The sequence below is a fragment of the Streptomyces sp. NPDC060184 genome, from assembly GCF_042728795.1.
Taxonomy (GTDB): Bacteria; Actinomycetota; Actinomycetes; order Streptomycetales; family Streptomycetaceae; genus Streptomyces.
The window spans coordinates 107,995-133,046 of sequence record NZ_JBHWYX010000018.1; the positions used below are offsets into that span (position 1 = coordinate 107,995).

Annotated in this window: 23 protein-coding genes; 10 read left to right on the plus strand and 13 right to left on the minus strand. The window is 70.3% G+C overall.

The annotated features are described in order from the left end of the window. Nucleotides 1–32: 32 nt before the first annotated feature. Together ACFWEE_RS14850 and ACFWEE_RS14855 are read right to left on the minus strand one after the other, a co-directional pair. Nucleotides 33–1,031 carry an anion permease gene (locus tag ACFWEE_RS14850; protein ID WP_386889196.1) on the minus strand — a complete coding sequence of 333 codons (999 nt, stop codon included), beginning with the start codon at nucleotides 1,029–1,031 and terminating at the stop codon, nucleotides 33–35. 5 nt (nucleotides 1,032–1,036) lie between these two features. Then, nucleotides 1,037–1,657 (minus strand): DUF47 domain-containing protein, encoded by a 621-nt coding sequence (locus tag ACFWEE_RS14855; RefSeq protein WP_266706158.1) that lies wholly within the window; start codon nucleotides 1,655–1,657, stop codon nucleotides 1,037–1,039. A gap of 333 nt (nucleotides 1,658–1,990) precedes the next feature. On the opposite strand from ACFWEE_RS14855, the gene ACFWEE_RS14860 reads away from it, so the two are divergent. Then, nucleotides 1,991–2,377 carry a metal-sensitive transcriptional regulator gene (locus ACFWEE_RS14860; RefSeq protein ID WP_386889198.1) on the plus strand — a complete coding sequence of 129 codons (387 nt, stop codon included), beginning with the start codon at nucleotides 1,991–1,993 and terminating at the stop codon, nucleotides 2,375–2,377. Between the two features lie 207 nt (nucleotides 2,378–2,584). On the opposite strand, the gene ACFWEE_RS14865 is transcribed toward ACFWEE_RS14860, so the two are convergent. Continuing rightward, the gene (locus ACFWEE_RS14865; RefSeq protein WP_386889200.1) at nucleotides 2,585–2,779 is read right to left on the minus strand and encodes a hypothetical protein; all 195 of its coding nucleotides are present in this window, start codon (nucleotides 2,777–2,779) and stop codon (nucleotides 2,585–2,587) included. 480 nt (nucleotides 2,780–3,259) lie between these two features. Next, on the minus strand, nucleotides 3,260–4,102 hold the full coding sequence (locus tag ACFWEE_RS14870) for a hypothetical protein (RefSeq protein ID WP_386889201.1): 843 nt from the start codon (nucleotides 4,100–4,102) through the stop codon (nucleotides 3,260–3,262). Between the two features lie 156 nt (nucleotides 4,103–4,258). Between ACFWEE_RS14870 and ACFWEE_RS14875 the strand changes: the two genes are divergently transcribed. Further along, complete coding sequence (locus tag ACFWEE_RS14875; RefSeq protein ID WP_386889203.1) at nucleotides 4,259–4,489, plus strand: hypothetical protein; 231 nt, start codon at nucleotides 4,259–4,261, stop codon at nucleotides 4,487–4,489. A 175-nt stretch (nucleotides 4,490–4,664) separates the two neighbouring features. Continuing rightward, nucleotides 4,665–6,365, plus strand: a complete 1,701-nt coding sequence (locus tag ACFWEE_RS14880) for an FAD-binding protein (RefSeq protein ID WP_386889205.1) — start codon at nucleotides 4,665–4,667, stop codon at nucleotides 6,363–6,365. 153 nt (nucleotides 6,366–6,518) lie between these two features. Here the strand turns inward: ACFWEE_RS14880 and ACFWEE_RS14885 are convergent, their stop codons facing one another. From ACFWEE_RS14885 to ACFWEE_RS14920, 8 genes are all read right to left on the minus strand, one after another. Next, nucleotides 6,519–7,244 (minus strand): phosphatase PAP2 family protein, encoded by a 726-nt coding sequence (locus ACFWEE_RS14885; RefSeq protein ID WP_386889206.1) that lies wholly within the window; start codon nucleotides 7,242–7,244, stop codon nucleotides 6,519–6,521. 347 nt (nucleotides 7,245–7,591) lie between these two features. Next, nucleotides 7,592–8,596 carry an NlpC/P60 family protein gene (locus tag ACFWEE_RS14890; RefSeq protein ID WP_386889208.1) on the minus strand — a complete coding sequence of 335 codons (1,005 nt, stop codon included), beginning with the start codon at nucleotides 8,594–8,596 and terminating at the stop codon, nucleotides 7,592–7,594. Nucleotides 8,597–8,698: 102 nt separating this feature from the next. Beyond that, nucleotides 8,699–9,310 carry a hypothetical protein gene (locus ACFWEE_RS14895; protein ID WP_386889210.1) on the minus strand — a complete coding sequence of 204 codons (612 nt, stop codon included), beginning with the start codon at nucleotides 9,308–9,310 and terminating at the stop codon, nucleotides 8,699–8,701. Then, nucleotides 9,307–11,706 (minus strand): alpha/beta hydrolase, encoded by a 2,400-nt coding sequence (locus tag ACFWEE_RS14900; RefSeq protein ID WP_386889227.1) that lies wholly within the window; start codon nucleotides 11,704–11,706, stop codon nucleotides 9,307–9,309. Before ACFWEE_RS14900 ends, ACFWEE_RS14895 begins: the two co-directional genes overlap by 4 nt. A gap of 277 nt (nucleotides 11,707–11,983) precedes the next feature. Further along, on the minus strand, nucleotides 11,984–12,556 hold the full coding sequence (locus ACFWEE_RS14905) for a hypothetical protein (RefSeq protein WP_386889228.1): 573 nt from the start codon (nucleotides 12,554–12,556) through the stop codon (nucleotides 11,984–11,986). Beyond that, nucleotides 12,556–14,355 carry an alpha/beta hydrolase gene (locus ACFWEE_RS14910; protein ID WP_386889211.1) on the minus strand — a complete coding sequence of 600 codons (1,800 nt, stop codon included), beginning with the start codon at nucleotides 14,353–14,355 and terminating at the stop codon, nucleotides 12,556–12,558. Before ACFWEE_RS14910 ends, ACFWEE_RS14905 begins: the two co-directional genes overlap by 1 nt. After that, nucleotides 14,352–14,744 carry a hypothetical protein gene (locus ACFWEE_RS14915; RefSeq protein ID WP_386889213.1) on the minus strand — a complete coding sequence of 131 codons (393 nt, stop codon included), beginning with the start codon at nucleotides 14,742–14,744 and terminating at the stop codon, nucleotides 14,352–14,354. The genes ACFWEE_RS14910 and ACFWEE_RS14915 overlap by 4 nt, the downstream gene beginning before the upstream one ends. Nucleotides 14,745–15,062: 318 nt before the next feature. Then, entirely contained in the window at nucleotides 15,063–15,539 is a 477-nt protein-coding gene (locus ACFWEE_RS14920; RefSeq protein WP_386889214.1) for an ATP-binding protein, read from the minus strand. Nucleotides 15,540–15,728: 189 nt separating this feature from the next. Between ACFWEE_RS14920 and ACFWEE_RS14925 the strand changes: the two genes are divergently transcribed. The 7 genes from ACFWEE_RS14925 to ACFWEE_RS14955 all read left to right on the plus strand — a co-directional run bounded on the left by ACFWEE_RS14925 (nucleotide 15,729) and on the right by ACFWEE_RS14955 (nucleotide 24,259). Further along, complete coding sequence (locus ACFWEE_RS14925; protein WP_386889215.1) at nucleotides 15,729–16,583, plus strand: helix-turn-helix transcriptional regulator; 855 nt, start codon at nucleotides 15,729–15,731, stop codon at nucleotides 16,581–16,583. 348 nt (nucleotides 16,584–16,931) lie between these two features. Next, a complete protein-coding gene (locus ACFWEE_RS14930; protein ID WP_266706183.1) occupies nucleotides 16,932–17,240 on the plus strand; it encodes a hypothetical protein in 309 nt (102 codons plus the stop codon). A gap of 178 nt (nucleotides 17,241–17,418) precedes the next feature. Further along, nucleotides 17,419–18,306, plus strand: a complete 888-nt coding sequence (locus ACFWEE_RS14935; protein WP_386889217.1) for a hypothetical protein — start codon at nucleotides 17,419–17,421, stop codon at nucleotides 18,304–18,306. Next, a complete protein-coding gene (locus ACFWEE_RS14940) occupies nucleotides 18,296–19,630 on the plus strand; it encodes a hypothetical protein (RefSeq protein ID WP_386889219.1) in 1,335 nt (444 codons plus the stop codon). Before ACFWEE_RS14935 ends, ACFWEE_RS14940 begins: the two co-directional genes overlap by 11 nt. Further along, complete coding sequence (locus ACFWEE_RS14945) at nucleotides 19,627–21,177, plus strand: SCO6880 family protein (RefSeq protein WP_386889220.1); 1,551 nt, start codon at nucleotides 19,627–19,629, stop codon at nucleotides 21,175–21,177. The genes ACFWEE_RS14940 and ACFWEE_RS14945 overlap by 4 nt, the downstream gene beginning before the upstream one ends. An 87-nt stretch (nucleotides 21,178–21,264) precedes the next feature. Further along, nucleotides 21,265–22,701 carry an ATP-binding protein gene (locus tag ACFWEE_RS14950; RefSeq protein ID WP_386889222.1) on the plus strand — a complete coding sequence of 479 codons (1,437 nt, stop codon included), beginning with the start codon at nucleotides 21,265–21,267 and terminating at the stop codon, nucleotides 22,699–22,701. A 1-nt stretch (nucleotide 22,702) separates the two neighbouring features. Then, entirely contained in the window at nucleotides 22,703–24,259 is a 1,557-nt protein-coding gene (locus tag ACFWEE_RS14955; protein WP_386889223.1) for a type VI secretion protein, read from the plus strand. A 41-nt stretch (nucleotides 24,260–24,300) separates the two neighbouring features. Here the strand turns inward: ACFWEE_RS14955 and ACFWEE_RS14960 are convergent, their stop codons facing one another. Beyond that, nucleotides 24,301–24,861, minus strand: a complete 561-nt coding sequence (locus ACFWEE_RS14960; protein ID WP_386889225.1) for a GNAT family N-acetyltransferase — start codon at nucleotides 24,859–24,861, stop codon at nucleotides 24,301–24,303. Between the last annotated feature and the right edge of the window lie 191 nt (nucleotides 24,862–25,052).

The following is a 25,052-nucleotide window of genomic DNA, read 5'->3' on the forward strand; positions in this document are numbered from 1 at the left end:
ACCAGGCGGTTCGTGCACCCGGCCGTCACGTGTCAGCCGAAGAGCAGATACACGATGCCGTAGCTCGCCGCGGCGACCAGTGCCGCCGCAGGCATGGTGATGAACCAGCCCAGGATGATGTTCTTGGCGACGCCCCAGCGGACCGCGTTGACCCGCTTGGTCGCGCCGACACCCATGATCGCGGAGGTGATGACGTGCGTGGTGGAGATCGGGGCGTGGAAGAGGAACGACGAACCGAACATGATCGACGCGCCGGTCATCTCGGCCGCGAAGCCCTGCGGCGGGTCCAGCTCGATGATCTTCCGGCCGAGCGTGCGCATGATGCGCCAGCCGCCCGCGTACGTACCGAGCGAGAGCATCAGGGCACAGACGATCTTGACCCAGACCGGGATCTCGTCGTTCGGACCCTCGACGTCGGCGATGACCAGGGCCATCACGACGATACCCATCGTCTTCTGCGCGTCCTGGAGACCGTGGCCGAGGGCCATGGCAGCCGCCGAGACCGTCTGCGCGATCCGGAAACCGCGCTTGGCCTTGTGCGGATTGGCCTTCCGGAACATCCACATGATCGCGACCATGAAGAGATAGCCGACGACCAGGCCGATGACCGGGGAGAGGAACATCGGGATGACGATCTTCTCCAGCACCCCGTCCCAGTGCACCATCGTCCCGCCGGCCAGCGCCGCTCCGACCATGCCGCCGAAGAGGGCGTGCGAGGAGGAGGACGGCAGACCGAAGTACCAGGTCACAAGGTTCCAGATGACCGCGCCGACCAGCGCAGCGAAGAGGATGCCCATCCCCTTCGAACCCTCGGGCGTGGCGATGAGCCCCTCGCTGACCGTCTTCGCGACGCCCTGCCCGAGGAACGCACCGGCCAGGTTCATCACCGCGGCCATCGCCAGAGCCGCCCGCGGGGTCAGCGCCCGCGTGGAGACCGAGGTGGCGATGGCGTTCGCGGAGTCGTGGAAGCCGTTCGTATACGTGAAGCCGAGCGCGACAGCAACGGTCACGATCAGCGCAAAGGTGTCCACTGAAGTCAGGACTCCTTGACCGCGATGGTCTCCACGGTGTTGGCGACGTGCTCGAACGCGTCGGCCGCCTCTTCCAGCACGTCCACGATCTGCTTCAGCTTGAGCACCTCGATGGCGTCGTACTTGCCGTTGAAGAGGTGGGCGAGCAGCTTGCGGTGGATCTGGTCCGCCTGGTTCTCCAGCCGGTTGACCTCGATCCAGTACTCGGTGAGGTTGTCCATGGTCCGCAGCCCCGGCATGGCCTCGGCGGTCAGCTCCGCCGCCCGGGCCAGCACCTCGATCTGCTGCTCGACACCCTTCGGAAGCTCCTCCACCTGGTACAGAACGACCAGGTCGACGGCCTCCTCCATGAAGTCCATGATGTCGTCGAGCGACGAGGCGAGGTTGTAGATGTCCTCGCGGTCGAACGGCGTGATGAAGGAGGAGTTCAGCTGGTGGAAGATCGCGTGGGTGGCATCGTCCCCCGCGTGCTCGGCCGCCCGCATGCGCTCCGCGATCTCGGCCCGGGAGGAAGAATCCGCTCCGAGCAGTTCCATCAGGAGTTTCGAGCCCGTGACGATGTTGTCCGCTGATGCGGAAAACATGTCGTAGAAGCTCGTCTCCCTGGGGGTCAGACGAAAGCGCACGTGGGGTCCTCGGGATGCTTTGGGTTCGGTCAGGCTGATGCTAGGCGCATCATCCGGCCACGGCTAACCGGCATTCTTCAGTGTCGCCCATCCACCAGCGTGATCAGCACGGCCCCCGGGTCACGTTTCGGCTCGATTCGTTACCCTATACCCGCCCGGGGTATACAGCCGGGGAAGAGTCCGGGCGGCATCCGGCGACACGGCCGGTCGGAGTGGGTGCGACCGCCTGCCCGGTCGCCGCCGCGGTCGCCGGCCCGGTCACTGCGGCGGTCACCGGCACGACCGCGGACCCGGTCGCCGACACGGCCGGGTACGACACAACGGGAGGACCCCATGACCACCACCGACGCCGCCGGCCAGACCGGCCCCACCTCCCCGGACCCCGCCGGGACCCCGCCCGCGGGTCCGGCCGGTGTCGTCACCGACCACGACCGGGGCGTCCACGGCTACCACCACCAGAAGGACGAGCACCTCAAACGCCTGCGCCGGATCGAGGGTCAGATCCGCGGTCTCCAGCGGATGGTGGACGAGGACACCTACTGCATCGACATACTCACCCAGGTCTCGGCGTCCACCAAGGCGCTGCAGTCCTTCGCGCTCCAGCTGCTGGAGGAACACCTCCGCCACTGCGTCGCCGACGCCGCCGTCAAGGGCGGGGACGAGATCGACGCGAAGGTCGACGAGGCCACCAGGGCCATCGCCCGCCTGCTCCGCACCTGACGCCCCGTACGTCCGGGCGCTGCGCCGGTGCGACACCAGTCCGGCCCCGGTCCGACTCCCGTGCGGCCCCTGCCCGACACCTGCGCGGCCTCCCGGCCGATGCCCCGTGCGTCCCGGGCCGGCCCCGGTGCGATCTCCGGCCAGCCTCCCGCGCGCTTCCGGTCCGCCTCTCCGCGCACGTGACACGTGCCACTCGGTCCGGGCGGGTCAGGACCTGCGTTCGGACTGGTGAGGGATGCCGCCGGACGGACCGGCGGCCTCGCCCGCGTTGAGCACCTCGTCGATGCGGTCCGGGCTGAGCCGGTCCTCGGGGCTGGAGGATGCGGCGATCATCAGCTCGCCGCAGAGCTCGATCTCGGCGAGGGCCACGTACTCCTGTGCGTTCGGAGCGCTGAGCGTCATCACCTGCGTCACCTCTTCTCTCTGCCGTCGCCGGCCCTCGGGGCTGTCCCGCGGTCCCTGGCGGATGCGCGACCACGGCCGTGGAACCCGGGGCCTTCCGTTCGGACCGGCCCCGGCCGCGTTGCCGGAACGTCCGCATACATCCCGGATGCGCACGCCCCTTTGCCCCGCGATGCACCGCGTCCGACGCCGCACACTGATCCACCACGGATCACGGGAGAGTCCTTCGGCGCACAGACTCCAAGCGTAGGGACCGGCAAGCGCCGCGCGCATGACACGGACGGGCCATTTCGGCCCCTCCCAAGAGGACTGCTCTCCCCCACCGAACACCCGTACGCCTGGCCGGTTGCCCCTGCGGACACCCCGCCCGAACCCGTACGAACGTCGAAAACCAGCCATCGGTACGGGCCGGGGTGCCGACCCGAACCCCCTGCCGCCGTCACGCCCCCTGCCGCCGTCACCACCGCCACCGCCACCGTCTCAGCTCTGCCGGATCTCGCCCGTGTAGAGGTCCGCCCCGTCCGGCAACTCCACGGCGACCGGCGTTCCGAACCCGTACAGCAGCATCGTCGAGACCACCGTCACCGCCGGGCCCTCGGCCGCGAAGGTGAAGCGGTGGCGCACCTTCCGGAGCCGGCCCTCGTCGTCCAGGTAGGCGTCGAAGGGCACCGCGTGCGTGCGGAACCCGTCCGCCGCGGCGGACAGCGCCGCCCGCGACAGGGGCGAGGCGGCCCCCGCCGCGCTGCCGATGTCCGCCGTCCCCCGGTAGTGGCGGACCCCGATGCCCGCCAGCTCGGTCCGCCCCACGTACGTCACACCCCGGGCCCCGCGCAGCAGCTCGGCGGCGGCCATCGGGTCGGTGACCCCGCCGGTGACGAGGTTGCCGTCCGCCAGCACCGTGGTGTCGATCCGCACCCACTTGCCTTCCGGGACCCCGGCACCCCGGTTCTTCATGTAGAGCGCGCCGGGCGTCAGCAGCTCGGTGATCGGCCGGTGCTCGTCCGTCCCGGCGGCGTCCTTCGGCAGCACCACCTTGATCCGGCCGAGCTGCCTGCGGAAGTCGTACGCCCCCTGGCCCCGGATGGTCACCCTGGTGCCACCGGCCGAGGTCTCCATCGAGGTGTTGGTCTCCGCCCCTCCGGATTCGGCGAGCACGTCCGCCGCCCGGTCGAGCACCCGCGCGGGCGGCTCGTCCGCCGGAGCGCCCGCGACCGTCCCGCTCCCCCCGCCGGAACAGCCGGCCAGCACCGCGAACACGCCTGCCACGGCCAGCGCGCGGACAGCCAGTGCCGCGCCTTCGCACCTGTGCTGCCGCACCACCATCGCCTGCCAACCCCCAACGACGTCACGCCGGAACCGGGCCCTCGCCCGTCCCGCATAACGACGGCCACCGTCCCCCGTCACGCCGGGCCACCCCGATCGGCGGCGGGCCCGCGGCACCCCCTCCCGTCCGGGCCGCCCCACCAGTACCGTGGACGCGTGCATCAGGAAGCTTTCCTCCCCGCCCGGCGCACCCCGGCGTGCGCGGCCCCGCAGCCCGTCACCCTCACCCAGGCGGAACCCGTTCCCGCAGCTCAGGACCATTCGACGACCACCACCGAACGCGGCTCGTTCTGTCTCGCCCGCTGCACCTGCGGCTGGTCCGGACCGGCCCGCCGCTCACGCGACCTGGCCCGCACCGACGCCGAACGCCACCGGACAGGAACCTGACCCGCCGGTCGCGGCGCCGCCGACCCCGGACCCACCGGACGCGAGGCCGCCGACCCCGGACAGGAACGGCCCGTCCGCCCTCACCGCCCCGTCGGCCCGTCGGCCCGTCCGCCCTCACCGCCCTCACCGCCCCGTCGTCCCGTCCGCCCTCGCCGCCCCTCGGCCCGGAGGTCCCATGAAGCAGCCACACCTCCCCCCGGACCGGGCGGTCCCCGCACCCCGGCGTCCGAACTCCCCGCCCGCTCCGGCCGGGCCCCCGCCACCCGCCCGCCGTACCGTCCTGGCCGTCGGCGCGGTCGCCGCGCTCACCTCGGCGACCGCGTCCTGCTCCGCCCCGGGAACGGACGCACCGGGCGCGAGCGCACCGGGGACCGGCCGCCCCGGTGGCCCCCGCCCCACCACCGGCTCCCCCGCGCCGACGGGGAGCCCCACCGGACCGGCGGGCAGGGTCCCGGCGGACTGGCCCGCACTCGGCCGGGGCCTCGACGGGACCCTCGTACGGCCCGGGGACTCCACGTACGACACCGCCCGACGGCTCTACAACACCCGCTTCGACACCCAGCGCCCCGCGGCCGTCGCCTACGTCCGGCACGAGGACGACATACGCACGTGCCTCGCCTTCGCCCGTACGACCGGGACACCCGTGGCGATCCGCAGCGGCGGCCACTCCTACGCGGGCCGCTCCGGCGGCACCGGGCGCCTGGTCGTCGACGTCTCGGCACTCGCAGGCGTCGACCGGGACGGCACCATCGGCGCGGGCGCCCGGCTCGGCGACGTCTACCGGGGGCTCGGCGCCCACGGCCTCACCATCCCGGGCGGCTCCTGCGCCACCGTCGGCATATCCGGCCTCACCCTCGGCGGCGGCCACGGAGTGGCCTCCCGCGCGTACGGCCTGACCTGCGACAACCTCACCTCCGCCACCCTGGTCACCGCCGACGGCCGCACCCTGACCGCCGACGCCGCCCGGAACAAGGACCTCTTCTGGGCGCTGCGCGGCGGGGGAAACGGCTCCTTCGGCGTCGTCACCCGCCTCCGCTTCCGCACCTCGCCCGCCCCGCGGACCGTCGTCTGCACTCTCGGCTGGCCCTGGTCCCGGGCGGGCGCGGTGCTCGCCGCCTGGCAGGAGTGGGGGCCCGACCAGCCGGACGAGATCTGGTCCTCCCTCCACTTCGAGGCGGGCGCGGACGGCGCCGACCCGACCGTGACGGTCTCGGCGTTCAGCCTCGGCACCTACGGCGACCTCCAGAACGCGGTGGACCGGCTCGCCGACCGCGCCGGGTCCCCCGCCTCCACCGTCTCCCTGCGCCGACGCGGCTACGAGGAGGCGATGCTGGCCTACGCGGGCTGCGCCGGCCTCACCGCCGACCAGTGCCACCTGCCCGGTACGACCCCGGGGCGCACCGCCCAAGGAGCCCTCGGGCGCGAGACGTACGCGGCTGCCTCCGACTTCTTCACCCGCTCGCTGGCGCCCGAGGGGCTGCGCGCCCTCACCGGGGGCGTCGAGGCGTTCGGCCGCCGGGCCGTCGGCGAGGGCGGCAAGGGGTCGGTCATCCTCACCGCCCTCGGCGGGGCGATCAACCGGGTCGCCCGGGACGCGACCGCCTTCGTGCACCGCGACTCCCGGATGCTCGCCCAGTACATCGCCGCCTGGAGCCCGGACGCCCCCGGGTCCTCGGCGACCGGGGCACAGGGGTGGCTGAAAGACATCCATGCGGCGATGGCCCCGCACGCCTCCGGAGAGGCGTACCAGAACTACACCGACCCCACGCTCACCGACTGGCGCCGCGCCTACTTCGGCTCCTCGGCCGACCGGCTCGGTCAGCTCCGCGACCGGTACGACCCCACGGGGCTCTTCGCCGGACCGCAGACGCCGTGAACCTGCCGCTCCGTCAGCCCCGGTCGCCCGTGGACGGGTTTCCCGTACGGACACGGAACAGGGCGCCGGCCCCCACCGGGGAACCGACGCCCTGCCGCCGCTGACTGTGCTGCGCTGCTTCTCCGCTGCCTGAGGGGCGCTCGGGCGGCGTGCTCAGGCGGCGAGGTCCTTGTCACCCGTGCCGCCGCCGCGGCCCGATCTCGGCTCGGGCACTCCGAGCGTCCCGCCGAGGCCGCCGGCCGGGCGGGCCGCCCGCCGCGACCGCACGAGGAAGCCCGCCCGCGGCGACCGGGAGACGGCCGCCACCAGCGGGGTCAGCAGCGCCATGGCCAGCGGGGCGAGGAGGAGCGTGACGGCCGTGCCCAGGGCGAGGCCGCCGACGACGTCGGTCGGGTAGTGCACGCCCATCCAGACGCGGCAGAACCCCTCCGCGAACGCGAGCCCCAGCGCGACGAACCCGAACTTCCGGCCCGCCACGAAGATCCCGACCGCCATGGCCATCGCCATGGTGGCGTGGTCGCTGACGAAGGAGAAGTCGTTCTTGCCGTCGACGAGGACGTCGAGCCCGGCATGGTCCTTGAACGGACGCGGGCGCTCCACGAACCCCCGGATGGGGATGTTGACGAGGAGGGCGATCCCCGCGGCGAGCGGGGCCCAGACGAGTGCGGCGACCGCCGTCACCGAGTCCTCGGCCGTGCCGCGCCGGCGGACGTTCCACCAGCACCACAGGACCACCAGGACCATGCCGAGCATGATCCCGTACTCACCGACGAACTCCATGACGCTGTCGAGCCACCCCGGAGAGGACTTCGCCAGCCCGTTGATGTCGTAGAGCAGGCTGACGTCGGGGTTCGACCCATCGAGTGCGAGTCCAGCCATCTGCTGCGGCCCCTTGCCTTGTCTGCTGCCGCGACGCGCGTCCATGCGCGCCGCCCCTGGTCGTACCCCCGCAATCGGTGCGATCCGGTACCGCTTGCCTCTCGACGCGTCCTGCGACGCGACGGTGGTCGGGCGATCGCGCATGGTCAGTGCGCGGGCCTTCCCCTTCCAGGGAACGGCCTTCCGGTAGCGACGGTTCCGCCCTCCACCGAATGATCACCATGACGTTATCGAAGAGTGACTCATCGTCGCATCTCGGGGCCCTGGCTTCACGGAGAGTTCCCGGCCCCCCTCCCGCCCCTCCCGCCCCTCCCGACTCCGCGCCCCGCTCACGCCCTTCGCGCCCTTCACGCCTGGGGGAGGGCGGTCGGGAGCGCCGCCGCACCGTCCTTGGTGACCCGCGTCGCACCGAAGTAGTCAGGGCTGTCGATCTTGTCGAAGCGGATCACCGCCCCGGTGTACGGCGCGTTGATCATGTACCCGCCGCCGACATAGATCCCCACGTGGTGGATGGCCCGCGAATTGGTCAGATCTTCGGAGAAGAACACCAGGTCGCCGGGGAGCAGTTCGTCCCGGGCCGGATGCGCCCCCGCGTTGTACTGGTCGTTGGCGACCCGGGGGAGCTCGATGCCCACGCTCCGGTACGCGGCCTGCGTCAGCCCGGAACAGTCGAACCGGCCACCCTGCTCCGCCGTGCCGTTGCCGCCCCAGAGGTACGGGGTGCCCAGCTTCTGCTGCGCGTAGTAGATCGCCCCGGCCGCCTGCTGGGAGGGCGCCACCCGGCCGACCGGCTTCGCGAAGCTCTTCTCCAGCGACCGGATGATCTTGACGTAGTTCTGCGTCTCGGCGATCGCCGGGACCCCGCCCGCCCGGATGACCCGGTAGGCGCCCGCGTTGTAGGAGGCGAGCATGTTGTCGGTCGGATCGCCCGGCACGTCCTTGACGTACCCGGCGAGCTCACAGTCGTACGAAGCGGCCGACGGGATGGCGTCGGCCGGGTCCCACACGTCCCGGTCCCCGTCGCCGTCGCCGTCGACCCCGTGCGTGGCCCAGGTGCCCGGGATGAACTGCGCGATCCCCTGCGCCGCCGCCGCGCTCTGCGCCCGCGGGTTCCAGCCGCTCTCCTGGTAGAGCTGGGCGGCGAGCAGCGCCGGGTTGAGCGCGGCGCAGAGCGTGCCCCACTTCTCCACGAGCGGCTGGTACCGCGCGGGCACCGCCCCCTCGGCCAGCCCGACCGACCCGTTCGCCCCCGCGATGCCCGCGGCGGCGGAGTACGTACCGACGACGAGCAGCCCCACGAAGCTGAGGCACAACCCGATCCCGCCGCCCACGACCACCCAGTATTTCCGCACGCCTCAACCATCCCCTACCGAGGCATGGTTCAAGGGTCGTTTCGAGGGTGTGTGCGAATCGTTCGAAGCACTTGCGTCCACCACGCCTCGTCTGACGCCCCCTCAGGCGCCACCCGACGACCAGTACGGCGACTTCACGTCGGGCCTCGGCAGGGGGTAGACCCCCTCGTACGCGGGGCCGTTCGGCTTCGACGTGGAATCGGCCACCTTCGACGCCCGCACGCACGGGCTGTCCGCCTCGAAGAACACCTGCCCGCCGCCCCGGACGCTCACGCTGATGCCGAACCCCTCGGCCTGTGCGTACACCGCGGGGAACTCCTCGTCCTTGTTCACCGCCTTGATCCGGTAATCGCTGTCGCGCCAGAACTCCGTCACCCGGTCCAGGAACTCCTGACGCCGCTCGGGGGCGACGATCGTCATCACCGTGCGGCGGCGCGTCACGTCGCAACTGCCCGTCGTGGTCGGGCCGTGCGCCCACTGGACCGAGGGCTCGATGGCCTTCAGCGTCAGGTCGAGCATCGAGTCGGCCCGCTCGGCGGCACCCTGCATGTCCATCGTGCTCATGGGCTTCTCCGTACCTCCACCGGTGGTGGTGCTCGCGGCCGGACCCGTGCCCGTGGCCGGGCCGTCCGATCCCGCCTGCTGCCGGCCGCAGCCCGCCAGTGCGAGACCGAGTGCCAGAGTGACGACCGCCGTCCGGAGCCTTCGCCTCATCGCTGTTCCTCAATCTTCAGATTGCTGGAGTGTCCCGACACGATCAGGGCGATGGCGTCGGCCGACATGGCGTCCCGCACCGGGTCGAAGTACTGCGAGTGCGCCTCCGCACTGATGCCGTGCCCGCTGATCACCGGCGGACCGGCGTCCACCGGGAAACGGACGGCACCGAACGCCTTGCTCGCCGGGTCCTTCCCGAACCAGAGGTCGTCATCACCCGGATCCGCGAGATCACCCGCGACGTAAGCGCCGGCCGGGCCCAGCGCCAGCATCCCCAACGAGCCCACGATCGCCTGCGTCCTGGACGGCAGCTTGGTCACCGGGTCGTTCGCGGCGGCCCCGACGAAGACGTGCCGGGCACCGACCCCGAGGTCCACCGCCCGGTCCACGCCCACCCCCGGGCTGCCCACCAGGATGATGTCGTCCACCCCCGGAATGCCCCCCTCCCGCTGCGTGGCCGCCCCCACCGTCCGGGAGCCGTAGGAGTGCCCGATCGCGGTGAAGTGCGGATCCTTGTTGGTGTTCGTCGCCGTCAGCCCGCTCCAGAAGTCGTCGTACGCCGTCCCGCCCTTCTCCGCCCGGCCGGTGCCCATGATGGCGAAGTACCCGGCGATCCCGTCGCTGTCCGGAAGCTGCGGAGCGTCGTACCCGAGCCAGACGATCGAGGCGCTGGACGGCTCGTACCCCTGCGCACCGATCGCGGTGTCCCGGGCCCGCTTCAGGTCGTTCTGAGCGAACTCCCTGTCCAGCGAGGTGTTCAGCCCCGGAACGTACGCCGACACGTGCTGCGAGAGATCCGGACTCCCGTACGAGACGATCGCCCGGCCGTTGCCCTCGGCCCCGATCCCCAGCAGGAACATCGGCGGCTGCGACCCCTCCTTCAGCTGCCGGTCGATCTCCTTCATCCCCTCCAGGATCTTCTTCGCCTTCTTGTCGTCCGCCTTCCCTTCGAGCTCGGTGATCAGGGTCCGCAGGTTCTTCCGGTTCGCCTGGTCGCGGACGGCGGCCGGAATCCCGTCCAGGTTGCCGATCCGCTCCGGGGAGAGCTCCAGGTACCGCCCGCGCTCGGCCTGGCTCAGCCCGTCCCACCACGCCTTCCGGTCGGCGGCCGAGGCGCTCACCGGAATCCGGTCGTTCAGGTACTGCCGCTCGTCCTCACGGACCGCCGCGACCACCCGGGGCCCGGACCCGGGCAACCCCATGCCCCCGACCCCCACACCCCCGGACGCCTCGACAAACGCCCCGACCGCCCCCGCGTGATCCCCCGCGGCCCACTTGTCCCTGGCGGCCCCGGTCAGCTCGGACCACTGGTCCACGACCCCGGTCACGCTCTTCACCGGACTGCCGATGACCCTGGCCACGCCCCGGAGGTCCCCTCCCAGACCGTCGCCGACCAGGGACTCGAAGAAGCCGGGGGTGGGGGTGGTGGTGGAAGTGGTTCTTGTGGCGGTGCCTGCGGTGGTGGTGCCCGCCGTGGCGGTGCCGCCGCTGTCGGCGGCCCCGGTGCTGGTGCCCCCGGTGCTGGTGCCGGTGCCTCCGGTGCTGGTGCCGGTGCCTCCGGCGCTGGTGCTGGTGCCCCCGGTGCTGCTGTCGCTTCCTGCGGTGGCGGTGCTTCCCGTGGTGCTGGCGCCCCCTGCGGTGGCGGTGCTGCCGGAGGTGTCCGCGCCGCCGTCGGACACCGCGCCGGTGGCCCCCTCGGTCCCTGTCTGCGTCCCCCCGACGGCGGACGACCCGGACGAGCCGTCCGAGACGCCTGACCCGTCTGAGCCGTCAGCCCCGGCTGATCCGCCCGCCCCGGCTCTGGAGTCGGCCCCGTCCACCCCGCTCTCCCCTCCGGCGACCACATCACTGCCAGTCGGAGAGCAGGCACCCCCCGTCAACTGGCACAGGGCGTTGCGTATTTCGCCGGTCAGCTGGGTCCCGACGGTCGTCGCCGTGATCGCCCCGACCAGCGCGGCAACGATCAGCACCAGTCCGAGGTACTCCATCGCGGTCTGCCCACCGTCCCGGCGAGCAACGAGTAACCGAAGCTCCCTGCCCCTGAACCGCGGCTCCACGTACCGTTCCGCCCGGGGCAACCGGAACCATCCCCGTGCAGCAGGCCGGAGCAGCAACACCACGACGGCCACGGGCATCACCAGCTGAGGCAGCCCGGACACCCCGTCATCGCCGGCGCCCAAGGTCGCCAACGACCCGATCACCAGCCAGACATGGACGGCCACCAGCCCGAACCACACCCCACGCCCGTGGATACGCGCGTAGAACGACAGCACGAAACCGACGATCCCCGGAAGAGCTGCGTAGAGCAGCACACCGAGCAACTGCCCATCCACCGCGTCGACCGAGGACGCCAACGTGAGCACATTGATCACGCCCACGACCGTGCTCACGAACACCAAGCGCACGAGAATCAGGGCGGCCTGTAACGCCCTTGGCGCACTCCTGCCGCCACCCGCCCTGCGGGAAGCCCCTGTTGCACCACCTCCCGGAACCACAAGCTCTCGTATGCCAGACACGTGGGGACCCCCGGCTCGTCAGTGGGTGGCAGGCGAGCCACCGCACGTAGAGGACCACACCCGCCCCACCCCGGGCATGGGCCCCAGGACCCAAACGAGGACTCAAACCACCGTGCGGGCCGGGGGGTTGAATGACCTGTGCCGCGACATCAGTACCTCACGGAGCTGCGGATGCGGGAGTCGCAGCAGACCAGAAGTCGGAGTGGATGTTGGGACGCGGAATGTTCTCCATGCCCTCGTAGCTGGGGGCGTTGGGCTTAGCAGTGGGATCTGCGACCTCGGATTCCTGCACGCAAGGGGTATCCGCTTCGAAGAAGACTTGCCCTTCTCCACCGACGATCAACGCAGCTTCAAATCCATCTTTAGTCACCGCGAAGATGGCCGGGAAGTCAACACTATTATTGGTCGATGTAATTTTATATCCGTTACTTTTCCAGAAACGCTCAACAACACCAAGAAGATTACCCCTACGCTGCGCCGAGACGATCGTCATCAAAGTTCGACGACGCGTCAAGCTACAACTACCCACGGTCGTGGTGTCGTGAGTCCAGCGGACTTCCGGCGTAATAGCCCCCAAAGTATCATCAAGAATTCCGTCCGCCCTCTCAGCAGCTTGGCGCATATCCATTCTGGAATCACTCCCATCACCCAAATTAGACGCCGACCCTCCACACCCCACCAGAAAAGTGAGCGCGACTAGCAAAAAGACCTTGCGCCACACACTCCACATCACCTGTACTCCTCGTTTTTTACTTCGCTCGCCCGACCAACAGAGATGAGTGCAATGTTGTTCGCAGAGGCGCGGTCCTCCACTGGATCAAAGTAATTCGAATGCGCCAATGCAATACCCCTCACATCGATCGGCAATGGCCCGGCGGCTACACGAAAGCGATGCGCACCAAATTCCCTACTCGCAGGATCCTTTCCGAACCACAGGTCATCGTCACCCGGGTCGGCCAAATCCCCGGCAAGCGCGGCACCGTAAACGCCACCCAAGTAGAATCCTGCCGCACTCGCCACCACCTGTGTCCTAGTCGGCAGCATCGTCACGGGGTCATTATCTGCAGCACCGACAAACACATGACCCTTACCAACATTTAAATCAACAGCATGATCAGCACCTACGCCCGGGCTACCTACAAGAATGATGTCATCAACTCCCGGGATACCATCACCTTGTTGCGCCGCAGCTCCCACAGTTCGCGACCCGTAAGAATGCCCGATCGCCGTCAAGTGAGGATTTTCATTTACGTTTGCCACGCGGATTCCATCCATAAATCCATTAAATGAATGACCACCCTTCTCGGCTCGCCCAGGGCCTGCAACCGCGAGGCTCGACCAGGAATCCACTAGCTGCGGTGCGTCATAACCGAGCCAGACAATTGATGCACTTTCAGAATCCCAGCGACGCATACCTTTGGCCGTGTCCCGAGCTCTCCTTAAATCATTTTTTGCGAACATGTCATCCAGCCCCGTATTCAAGCCCGGCACATAAGCCGCAACATTCTTCGAAGCATCCGGGTTCCCATAGGAAACAATCGCCCGCCCATTGCCCTCATCCCCGATCCCAAGGAGGTACATGGGTGGGTCTCCGGGCTTGAGCGGCGCCTCGAGTTGTTCAGCGATGAGCCGCAGCGCTTCGAGCTTCTCCGCCGCCTCGCCGTCGTCGCAGCCCGCCAACTTGCCGATCAGCAGCTGGAGGTTGTCCCGGTTGGCGGCGTCGCGTACGAGAGCGGGGATGCCGTCGAGGTTTCCGATGATGTCCGGATAGGTCGCGAGGTACTCGTCGCGCAGCTCCGGCGGGAGGCTGGCCCACCATTCCTTGCGCTCGGCCGCGGACGCCCGGTACGGGATGTGGTCGTTCAGGTAGGCGCGTGCGGCCTCGCGGACGGATGCCATGTCGGCCGCCGCGTCCGTCCAGGCGGAGGTGGGGACGTCGAGGCCGTCCTCGGCCTTCAGGCTGCGGAGGATCCCCGCGTACCGCGTATCCGCCTCGGTGGCCATCGTCACCGCCCGGGCGATCCGGTCGGCGAGGTCCTGGGCGGTGGCCGCGTGAGGGTTGGGGGTGGTCAGCGTGCCCGGCGACGCCGTCAGATCAGGGAAACCGTTGCCGCCGGCGGTCTTCCCGCCCGGCAGGAGTTCGCCGGAGACCAGCCCTTCCTTCTCCGGGTACGACACCGAGCCGTCCGCGTGCACCCTGAACTTCAGCCTCTCGGCGTCCTCCACTGCCTCACGGACCGCTCTCTGGTGCGCGCGTACCTCGTGGGCGAGGCTGTTGAGCGCCGTGCGTACCAGCCCGGTCTCCGTATGGACGTACTGGAAGTTCCGGGACAGCCGGCGCAGGCGGTCGAGGGCGGCGTCCGCCGCCTCACCCTCCTGCGTCTCCCGCAGACCGGTGAGAATCTGCTGGTCGATCCGGTCGCGCGCCGCGTCCGCGCGGTCGCTGAGGCGGCCCCAACCGTCTGCCGCGCCGTCCAACTCCCCGCATGGCACCGCGAGCAGCGCGGACCAGGTGAGCGCGCCCTTCATTTCTCGCTCCCACCGGCGTCGCCCCCGCCGAGCAAGTACAGGGAGGACGGCTGAGCCGGGACGTCCGTCAGCGGGCCGAAGCCGTCCCGTACCGCTTGTTCCGTCGCACCGTGCCCCCTGGCGACCGCCCGCAGCTTGCCTGTGAGGCTGCCGCACTCGCCCTGCGCGGTCGACACCCGGCGCAGCCAGGACTCACGGACCGCGGCGAGTTCGCCCAGGACCGCGAAGTCACCAGCCGCCTCGCTCGCCGACAGGCCTTCGTGCGCCTTCTCCAGGTCGGACCGGACCGGACCGAGATGCGTGTACAGCGCCTCCGCTCCCCCTGCGGCCCGGATCCACGGGGCGTCGGCGTGGACCAGACGCCCGCGCCCGGAGCCCGCGTCCTCCACCCTCCCCGGCCTCTTCCCGAGACCTCCTTCAGCCCCTCCCCCCGGTCCGTCGACGCCGGCTTCCGACATCTGCCACCCCTGCGGCTGTCCGGCCATGGACACACCACTCACCCCGTTCCTTGACCCTCGATCCTCGATCGTGGAGCGGCAGCACTGTGCCTGATCCGGGAAGGGCGACGCGCCGCCCTTCCACGGCTCTTCATGGCACGGACCCCGGTATCTCCCGGGCGTTCAGGGGTGCGTCCGACTACGGTTTCACCCGAATGATGGGCAGCGCGTCAGCCCGGACCACCCTGCCGGAGGGACAGCCGGACGCGCTCACTCCGGTTTCTCCCCGCACACCACCCACAGCAGCTTGCCGCCCTCGCCGGTCGGGCCGTCGGGCAGGACGCGGCCACCCCAGCTGTCCGCGCACATCTGCACGAGCGTCAGACCGCGCCCGCGCTCCGAGAGGGTCGCCTGCTGCGCCGGTACGTACGCCCCTTCGCTCCCGCTGCTCCCGGCCGCCCCGGAGCGCCGGAAGGGAGGCGGGATCTCCGGATTGCTGTCCCAGACGCTGAGCCGGATGCGTCGATGCCCGGCGCCGCGCATCCGGAGCGAGTACGGACCCCAGGAGTGCTGGTAGGCGTTGGTGGTCAGCTCGCTCACCAGCAGTTCGGCGGTGTCGCCCAGTTCGGTCATGCCGTGGGCGCGGAGCACGACCCGCAGCACCGAGCGGGCAACGCCCGGCGAGCGTGGATCGTGCGGCAGTTGAAGGGTGTAGGCCCAGGGCGGCGATACGGTGGGTGCGTGCATGGGAGTCCCCGTTCGGACGGTTGGTTGGCGGGCCCCTACGGCACCCGGCGCACGAACCGGCCGTCCGGCGGGCTCGTCGTGGGCACCTGTCCCACGATCACGGTAGAGGCGTCATGTAATACATTCCCCGCACTTGGGGTAATGCATGCCCCAAGACACCCGTACGAGTGACTGGGCGAAGGGAGGCCGATGGCGACCAACTCGACCCCGACTGCCCGTCGGCGACGACTCGGAGCGGAACTGCGCAAGCTCCGCGAACGCGCCGGGATCACCGCCACGCAGGCCGCGGTCCTGCTCGGCGGCAACCAGGCGCGCATCAGCAACATCGAGGCCGGCCGGTACGGCGTGAGCGCCGACCGCGTCCGCGCCCTCTCCCGCCATTACGCGTGCACCGACCGCGGACTCGTGGAAGCGCTGGCCGCGATGACGGGCGAACGCCGCAGCGGGTGGTGGGAGGAGTTCCGGAACGAACTCCCGGGCCCGCTTCTGGACCTGGCCGAGCTCGAACATCACGGCACGGCCCTCCGCGCCGCCACCACCTGCACTCTCCCCGACCTTCTCCAGACCGCGGACCACGCCCGGGAGGCCCTCAACCAGAGCGTGCCCGAACTGTCACCGCCGGAGGCCGAACGCCTGCTCGCCTTCCGCATCAGGCGCCAGGACGTCGTCTTCCGCGCGGAGGCGGCCCCGTACCGGGCGGTCGTCCACGAAGCGGCCCTGCACATGGGGATCGGCGGCTCCCGGGTCGCCGGTCGCCAGCTGCGTCACCTCCTGACGATGAGCGAACGGGACTCCGTCACCCTCCGCGTCATCCCCTTCGCCTCCGGCGGGCACCCGGGAGCCGGGCACCCCATCACGTACGTACAGGGATCGGTCGCCCAACTGGACACCGTGCACCTGGAACAGACGCACGGCCTGACCCAGCTGGACGCCGAAACGCTCCTCCGGACGTACCGTCAGATGCTCGACCGGCTCGAATCCCTCGCCCTCGACGAGGAAGCGACCCGCGAGCTGCTCCACTCCCTCGCGGCAACCTACGCATGACGCACCGCGCGTGAGGGAGCGTCATACCGTGCGGACGGCGCACGACAGGCGCTCGAACAGCGCATACGAACACGGATACCCCGACGAACGCCGCACTCCTGCCGGAAATCCGTCACTCCCCTCATTGCCCATCGTCACAGAGCGTGATACACAGAGTGACCGGGCGGCGGCCCACCCGCCCCCGGTCGCACCACAGGTCAGGGCACCCGTCCCGGTCATGTGTGCGAGATCCGGGTAAAGAGACCCGGGAAGGCGTCGTACGAGCGCGGTTTCATCAGCGAAGATAGAAGGCACGACCCGCGCCGGCCGGCGCGGGCAGCGAACTAAGCAACAGGGGCGGTGACTTACATGATCCTGGCAGCTGAGAAGGGCGATATCACCACCATCATCGGCGGAATCGCCCCGAACTGGGGACCGTTCGGGACGCTGGGCAACGAGGCACGCATCATGGTCGAGGTGGTGATGGCGGTCGCCATCCTGCTCTGCCTCGGCATCGCGATCTGGGGCGCGGCCAAGCAGCGCATCGGCGCGACCGCCCTGCGCGACACCTTCAGCGCGGAACAGGGCAAGGGCCTGATCGTCGCGGGACTGACCGGCGTCTTCATCATCGGCTCGCTGGGCACCCTGTTCACCATCGTGTACGGCATGGCGGTCTGACGGGCCAGCAGTCGCACGTCGCGCTGCCGCCCTGTCTTCCCACCACCATCCGTCCGTCGCGCTCCCGGCTGAGGTCGAGTCATCCCATGTCGAGTCACCACACCGCACCCGCACGGCGCCCAGCAGAGCTACCGTCATATGACGGGAGACCGCACACGGCTGAGGGGACGTACGCGGCATGAGCTACGACGACGAGCAGGGCTACGGAAGCAGGGATTCCGGCGGCCGGGGCGACGGCGCGTACAGCACGCTGGGCGGAACCCGCCAAACGCGTACCCGCCTCCCCGACGGCGACCCCGGTGCACCCCACGGCCGCCGCCCCGCGCGCAACAGCCGCTCGCTGGTCATGGCCGTCGGCGTGGTGGTGCTGCTCGTCGCGGCCATCGCGTTCGCGAACCTCGGCGGCGGAGACAGCGACAGCCCGAACGCGGACCCGGCCGCCCCCGGCAACAGCCACTCGGACACCACCGGCGGCACCGCCCCGACCGCCCCCACCGGCACCGACCCGGTCACGGGCAAGAACGGCAGCATCGCCACGGGGTTCGCCCACGACGAGCAGGGGGCGCAGAGCGCGGCGGCGAACTACGCGGTGGCTCTTGTGTCCGCCGACATCCTCAAGCCGGACCGGCGTGCCGAGATCATCAGCCAAGTATTCACCGCCGAGCGCGCGGGAGAGCTTGCGGAGAAGTTCAGCCAGTCTTACAGCCAGAGCTTTCTGGACAAGCTCGGCCTCGATCGAAATGGCAACGCAGCTGAGGGCTTCACCTACGTCTCGCGGACTGTTCCTGTAGGCACCAAGCTCACCGCCTACGCGCAGTCTTCTTCCAGGGTGGAAGTGTGGTGCACCGGCGTCTTCGGCACCGCAGGCGTCAGTTCGACCAACCCGGTCAGCAACGACTGGTTCACGATGACGCTCGAGCTCCACTGGGTGAGCGGGGACTGGAAGGTCGACAGCTTCACTCAGAAGGATGGCCCTGCGCCCGTGAATACGGATCGCACCGCGTCAAGCGCCGACGAGATCGCCAAGGCAGTCGAGGAGTACGGAGGGTTCACCTATGCCCGTTAGCTCTCGTCTGTCACGCAGGGCAGGTGCTGCGTTCGTCGTCGTTCAGGCGTCAATGCTAGCTCTGGCAGCACGCGCTTCCGCAGCTCCGTCGCCCTCCCCTACGCCGTCACCCTCGCCAAGCGGCGACAGTAGGTGCGCACTCATTGTCGGCCCCGCCAAAGACATCTGCGAGGGTGACTCCGCCACCACCCCCACCACCACCCCCTCCGACCCCCTGGACCCGCTGACCTCCCTGGCCCACGGCTGCGCCGACGCCGCGTCGTACCTGATCGGTCAGCTCAGCAAGGCCGTCGAGGGCACCGCCACCGTCGACTTCACCAACGAGTCCTTCCGCAAGCAGTACGCGATCGTCTTCGCCGCTTCCACGATCCTGACCCTCGTCCTCTGGCTGTTCGCCGTGGCCAAGAGGGCGATCCGGGGCGTCCCGTTCGCCACCGCGATCTCCGAGGCCGTCGGGTACCTCTGGCTCACGGTGCTGGCTTCCGCATTCACGCCGCTCATCCTGTACGTCGTGGTCTCGGCCACCGACGGGGTCACCGAGGTGATCTCGTCCGCCACCGGCGGCCAGTCCGACGTCTTCTTCGGCTCGTTCGCCGAGGCGCTCACAAAGGGCGACGACATCGGCGGCGGGCCGATCATGCTGATCGTCGTTTCCCTGGTGTCCCTCCTCGCCGCAGGGATCCTCTGGCTGGAGCTGGTCATCCGGGCGGCGCTGCTCTACGTCGGCGCCCTGCTCGGTGTGGTGGTGTACGCCGGGCTCGTGGACAAGAACATGTGGGGCCACGTACGCCGCTGGGCGGGGATCATGATCGCGGTGATCATGGTCAAGCCGGTGATCGTGATCGTCCTCGGCCTCGCGGGAGCCCTCTCCTCGGACGACGGACCGGACGCGCTCTCCGCCGTGGTCTCCGGGCTCTCCATCATCCTGCTCGCCATCTTCGCGTCGGCGATGATCTACCGCTTCGTCCCCGGGTTCGGCGACGAGATCCAGGGCGCCCGTACCAACCGCAAGCAGGCGACGGACGGCTCCCAGGCCGCCGCGATGGTCAGTTCGCCGGCCGCCCTCGTCTCCCAGGGCATCAAGACGCACAGCGGTCGCAACGACCAGAACAGCGGAGGCGGCGGAGGCGGCGGGCGCCCCGCCAACCCGCTCAGCGGCGGTGTCGCGGCCCACGGTTCCCGGGGCGGTGCCGGCGGAGGGGGAGCCACCCCGGCGCCCCGCAGCGGTTCCGGTCCCACTTCCGGGACCCCCCACAGCAGCCGCTCCCCGCGGGGCGGTTCCGGCAGCACAGGTAATCCGAGCACAGGAGGTGGAGGGCGGTGACGATCCAGTCCCACCCGATCACGCCCCGCCGCACGTATCTCATCGGCCGTGCCCGGCCGAACGCGATCGTCGGCAAGAACCGCGAGACCGGCGAGATCGCCCTCATCATCGTCGGCGCGTTCCTCGGAATGATGAGCGGGCTCCTGGTCCCGGTCCTCTCCCTGCGCATCGTGCTGCTCACCGGGTTCCCGATGCTGGCCCTGGCCGTCGTGTACGTCCCGTACAAGCACCGGACGTTCTACAAGTGGTTCGAGATCAACCGCAGCTTCAAGCGGACCCTGCGCCGCGGCACGGCCTACCGCTCCGCCGCGATGGAAGCCGGCGTGCGGGGTGACGGCCGGGAGGTCGAGATCGGGCCGCCGCCCGGGATCGGCCGGATCAGCTGGCTGTCGGCCCCGTTCGGGCCCGACGAGATGGCGGTGCTCCTGCACGCGGACCGTCGCACGGTGACCGCGGCCATCGAGATCGAGGGCCCCGGCGTCGGGCTGCGGGACAGCGAGGACCAGGAGGCACTGGTCGACCGGTTCGGCACCCTGCTCAAGCACGTGGCCAACGGCGACGGTTTCGTCACCCGGATCCAGATGCTGGCCCGTACCCTCCCCGCCGACCCCGACGCGCACGCGAAGGACGTCGCCCAGCGGGGCGACCACCACGCGCCGCGCTGGCTCCAGGATTCGTACGACCAGCTGCAGTCGATGGTGTCGACCTCCAGCGAGCAGCACCGCGCGTACCTCGTCGCCTGCATGCACCACAGCCGTGAGCTCGGTGCCGAGGCCGCCGCGATGGCCCGGGCGGCACGGTCGCCGGGTGGCCGCAAGCTGGACCGTGACGCCGGGCTGGCGGTGGTGATGGCCCGTGAGCTCACCGACATCTGCGCCCGGCTCGCCGAGGCCGACATCCGGGTCCGGCAGCCGCTGGGGCAGAGCCGGCTCGCCTCGCTGGTGCACTCGATGTACGACCCCGACCACCCGATCGACCACATCCAGGCGATGACCAAGCGGAACGCCTGGCCGGCCGAGCTGGACGCGATGGAACCGACGTACCTGCAGGCCAAGACCCGGGAGTCGACGACCCGCGCGCCCTGGTGCCACGCCACCGCCTGGGTGAAGGAGTGGCCGATGACGCCCGTCGGGGTCAACTTCCTGGCGCCGCTGCTCGTCCACACGCCCGACGTCATCCGTACGGTCGCCGTCACGATGGATCTCGAACCCACCGAGGTGGCCATCGAGCGGATGCTGACGGAGAAGACCAACGACGATGCCGAGGCCAGCCGCCAGGCCAAGATGAACCGGACCGTCGACCCCCGCGACATCGCCGCCCACGGCCGTCTCGACCAGCGCGGCGAGGACCTCGCGAGCGGTGCGGCGGGGGTGAACCTGGTGGGGTACATCACCGTCTCCTCGCGTTCCCCCGAGGCGCTCGCCCGCGACAAGCGGACGATCCGGGCCTCGGCCGGAAAGTCGTACCTGAAGCTGGAGTGGTGCGACCGCGAGCACCACCGCGCCTTCGTGAACACCCTGCCGTTCGCGACCGGAATCCGCCGCTGATCCGGTTCGTCCGTCCCCGGGCAGCACCACCGCACCACCCCCACCTCCGGGCGACCGGAAGCAGTCGAGAGAGAGGGCAGCCACCTCATGCGCGACCCACTGTCCGCATTGTCGGAAGCCTTCACCGCGTTCCTCTTCGGCAAGGTGGAGACGACCCGCCTGCCCGTGCGTACGTCCACGGGCCAGGCCCAGGCCGTCTATCTGCCCACCGCGGCGCCCGGTCTCGGCGACTCCGGGGTGATCATCGGGCGCGAGGTGTACTCCGGCAAAGGCTACATCTACGACCCCTTCCAGCTGTACGGGCAGCAGCTGCCCGCTCCGCACTGGCTGGTGCTCGGCGAGTCCGGCAACGGCAAGTCCGCGCTGGAGAAGACGTACGTGCTCCGCCAGCTCCGCTTCCGGGACCGCCAGGTCGTGGTGCTCGACGCCCAGGGCGAGGACGGGCACGGCGAGTGGAACCTCATCGCCGAGCAGCTGGGGATCACACCGATCCGGCTCGACCCCACCGCCGCGCTGAACGGCGGTATCCGGCTCAACCCGCTCGACCCCGCGATCACGACGACCGGTCAGCTCGCCCTGCTGCGTACGATCATCGAGGTGGCGATGGGCCACGGTCTCGACGAGCGTTCCGGCTTCGCGCTGAAGGTCGCCCACGCGTACGTCAATATGACCATCACTGACCGTCAGCCGGTGCTGATGGACATCGTCGAGCAGTTGCGCCACCCGGAGCCCGAGTCCGCCGAGGCGATGAACGTCGACATAGACGATGTACGGGCCTGGGGCCTCGACGTCGCCCTCGTGCTGGACCGCCTGGTCGACGGTGACCTGCGCGGCATGTTCGACGGCCCGACGACCGACGGGATCGATCTCGACTCCCCGCTGATCGTCTTCGACCTCTCGCACATCGACCGCAACTCGATCGCCATGCCGATCCTGATGGCGATCGTCGGTGTCTGGCTGGAGCACACCTGGATCAGGCCCGACCGGAAGAAACGCATCTTCCTGGTCGAGGAGGCCTGGCACATCATCAACTCGCCCTTCGTCGCTCAGCTCTTCCAGCGGCTGCTGAAGTTCGGCCGCCGGCTCGGGCTCTCCTTCGTCGCCGTCGTGCACCACCTCAGCGACGTCGTGGACGGGGCTGCGGCGCGCGAGGCGGCGGCGATCCTCAAGATGGCCTCCACCCGGACGATCTACGCCCAGAAGGCCGACGAGGCCCGGGCGACGGGCCGGGTCATCGGGCTGCCGCGCTGGGCCGTCGAGATCATCCCGACGCTGACGCCGGGCATCGCCGTGTGGGACGTCAACGGCAACGTCCAGGTCGTGAAGCACCTGATCACCGAGGCGGAGCGCCCGCTCGTCTTCACCGACCGCGCGATGACGGAGTCCTCCTCCAACGCCGGGGACGACCTGGACGACCTGCTCCCCGAGTACGCACGCGAGGCCGAGCGGGAGACGGAGCAACGGGCGGCCCGTATCGAGCGTCAGCAGCGGCTCGACGAGTCGTCCGAGTCAACGGTCGCCTGAGGTGGCGCGCACCTCGACGGACTCCGGTCACGACCAAGGCCACGGTCGGCCGCCGGGCCGCCGCGAGGAGCGGGGCGGTGTCCCGGACGGCCTGCTGATCGGAGGCCTCGCCCTCCTCCTCGGGGTGACCGTCCTGACCTGGACGGCCACCGGACTCGCCGGGCTGTTCGCCCACGGCTCCTGGCCCCACGGCGTCTCCCTCACCCACACCCCCTCGGCCCTGCGTGAGCTCGCGGGCTCACCACAGGACCTCGCGGGCGCCTGGCCCGGCACCCCGCCCGGCGAGCTCTCCGGGTACGGCCTGTTCTGGGGGCTGCTCATCAGCGAACTGCTGGTGCTGGTGGTGCTCGGGGTGTTCGTCCTCGGTGTCGTGACCCGGGGCCGCGCGGTACGTCGCCGCGCGCGCGAGGAGCGCGAGCACCATCTCGACGCCCGCCACACGGCCACGGACCCCCGCCACGTCCCGCAGCCGACGCCCCCGCCCGCCACGAGCCCCCTGGCGGGTCCCGTAGCGAGTCCCGCCACGAGTCCCGTCGTGCCGGCCCCGAGTCCCCTTCCCGCTCCGGCTCCGGGTCCCGTAGCGGCGGAGGAGTCCGGGTTCCACGTTCCCGCCCCCAGGGCTCCGGGTACTCCCCTGCTCCTCTACGCGACCGCGGCCGAGCGGCGCCCCACAGCCGTCCAGGCCGTGCTGGACGCCGCCGGGGCGGTACTCGTCGTCACCTCGGACCCCACGGTCTGGGCGGAGACGAAGGGCGCCCGCTCCAAGCTCGGTCCCGTGCTCGTCTACGACCCGGGCCACCTCTGCGACACCCCGGCCCGCCTCCACTGGTCGCCGACCTCGGGGTGCGAGCTGCCCGAGGTGGCCGCGGCCCGTGCCGCCGCCTTCCTGGCCCCGGTACGGCCGCAGGCGCGCATCGAGGAGGCGACCGCCGACACCGCGCAGACCCTGCTGCAGTGCTGGCTCCACGCCGCCGCGGTCGACGGCCGCCCGTTCCGCCAGGTCCACCGCTGGGCGCTGGGCGGCGGCTCCCAGGACGCGGTACGGATCCTGCGCACCCACCCGAAAGCAGCCTCCGGGCTCGCCGGTCTGCTGGAGTCCGCGCTCACGGCCCACCCCGAACGTCGGCGCGCGGCCCAGGAACTGACGGCGCGAGCGCTGGGCGCACTGGCCACGGTCCACATCCGCGAGGCCTGCACACCGAATCGAACCGATACCGCCGCACTGGGTTCCTTCGCCTCCGAAGGGGGAACTCTGTATGTGGTCGGCGAGTCCGTAGAGGATCCCCGCCACCACCCGGGCGCGATGCCACTGCTCACCGCGCTCGCCTCGCACGTGGTCGAGCACGGCCGCCGCATGGCCGCACGGTCAACCGACGGTCGGCTCGACCCACCAATCACGCTGGTCCTCGACGACGTCGCCGCCGTCGCGCCGCTCCCCTGTCTCCCCGAGCTGCTGACGACCGGCGAGAGCCAGGGCCTCGCCACACTGGCGCTGCTCCGCTCCCCCGAACAGGCACGTGCCCGCTGGCGTACCCCGCTCGCACCGCCGGCCCACTGAGCCACTGGCCTGATTAACGGCGTTGGGCGCCCGTCGGTGGCTCAGCCACGCTCCCGCACCATCTCCACCTCGCGCTCCTCCGGGCGGTCCGGGACCGGCACCGTGTTGCCCGAGGGTACGAAGCCGTACCGCCGGTAGAACGCGGCTGCCCGCGGGTTGTTCTCATGGACGAAGAGCCGCAGCCGTGCGAGGTACGGGTCGTCGAGGCCCAGAGCCCACTCCTCGGCAGCCCGGAACAACGCGTCCGTCAAACCGGTACCCCGCGCCTCCGGGCGGACGAAGACGCCGACCAGGTGCCCCTGCGCTGCTTCCACCGCTTCACCGAAGACGCTCTCCCGATCGGGCCGCTCGACGAGGACGGTGACCGACCCCAGCCACCGGCCGTCGGCGGCCTCGGCGACGAACTGGGCCACGTCGGTGCCCTCGGCCCCGTCGGCGGTCCGCTGCTGCCAGAACGCGTCCGGCTGCGCGACAGCGCGTTCGTACGTCTCAAGGAACGCCACCGGAGCCGCCGGGTCCTGGAGGGCAAGCAGCCGGAGCTCCTTGACCTCGGGCCACTCCTCGGCCCGCACCCGCCGCATCACATGATCATCAGTGTTCATCCGGTCATGCTGCCCACGAGGCCCTCGGGCGGTCAATCGCTTTGTCGGGGGCCCACCGCGCCAGAAGGAGGACCGCATTCGCAGAATTGCTCCCAGAACGCAGAAAACCCCCGTGCCTTATGGCACGGGGGTCTCCCGGAAAAATTGTTCGGCGGCGTCCTACTCTCCCACAGGGTCCCCCCTGCAGTACC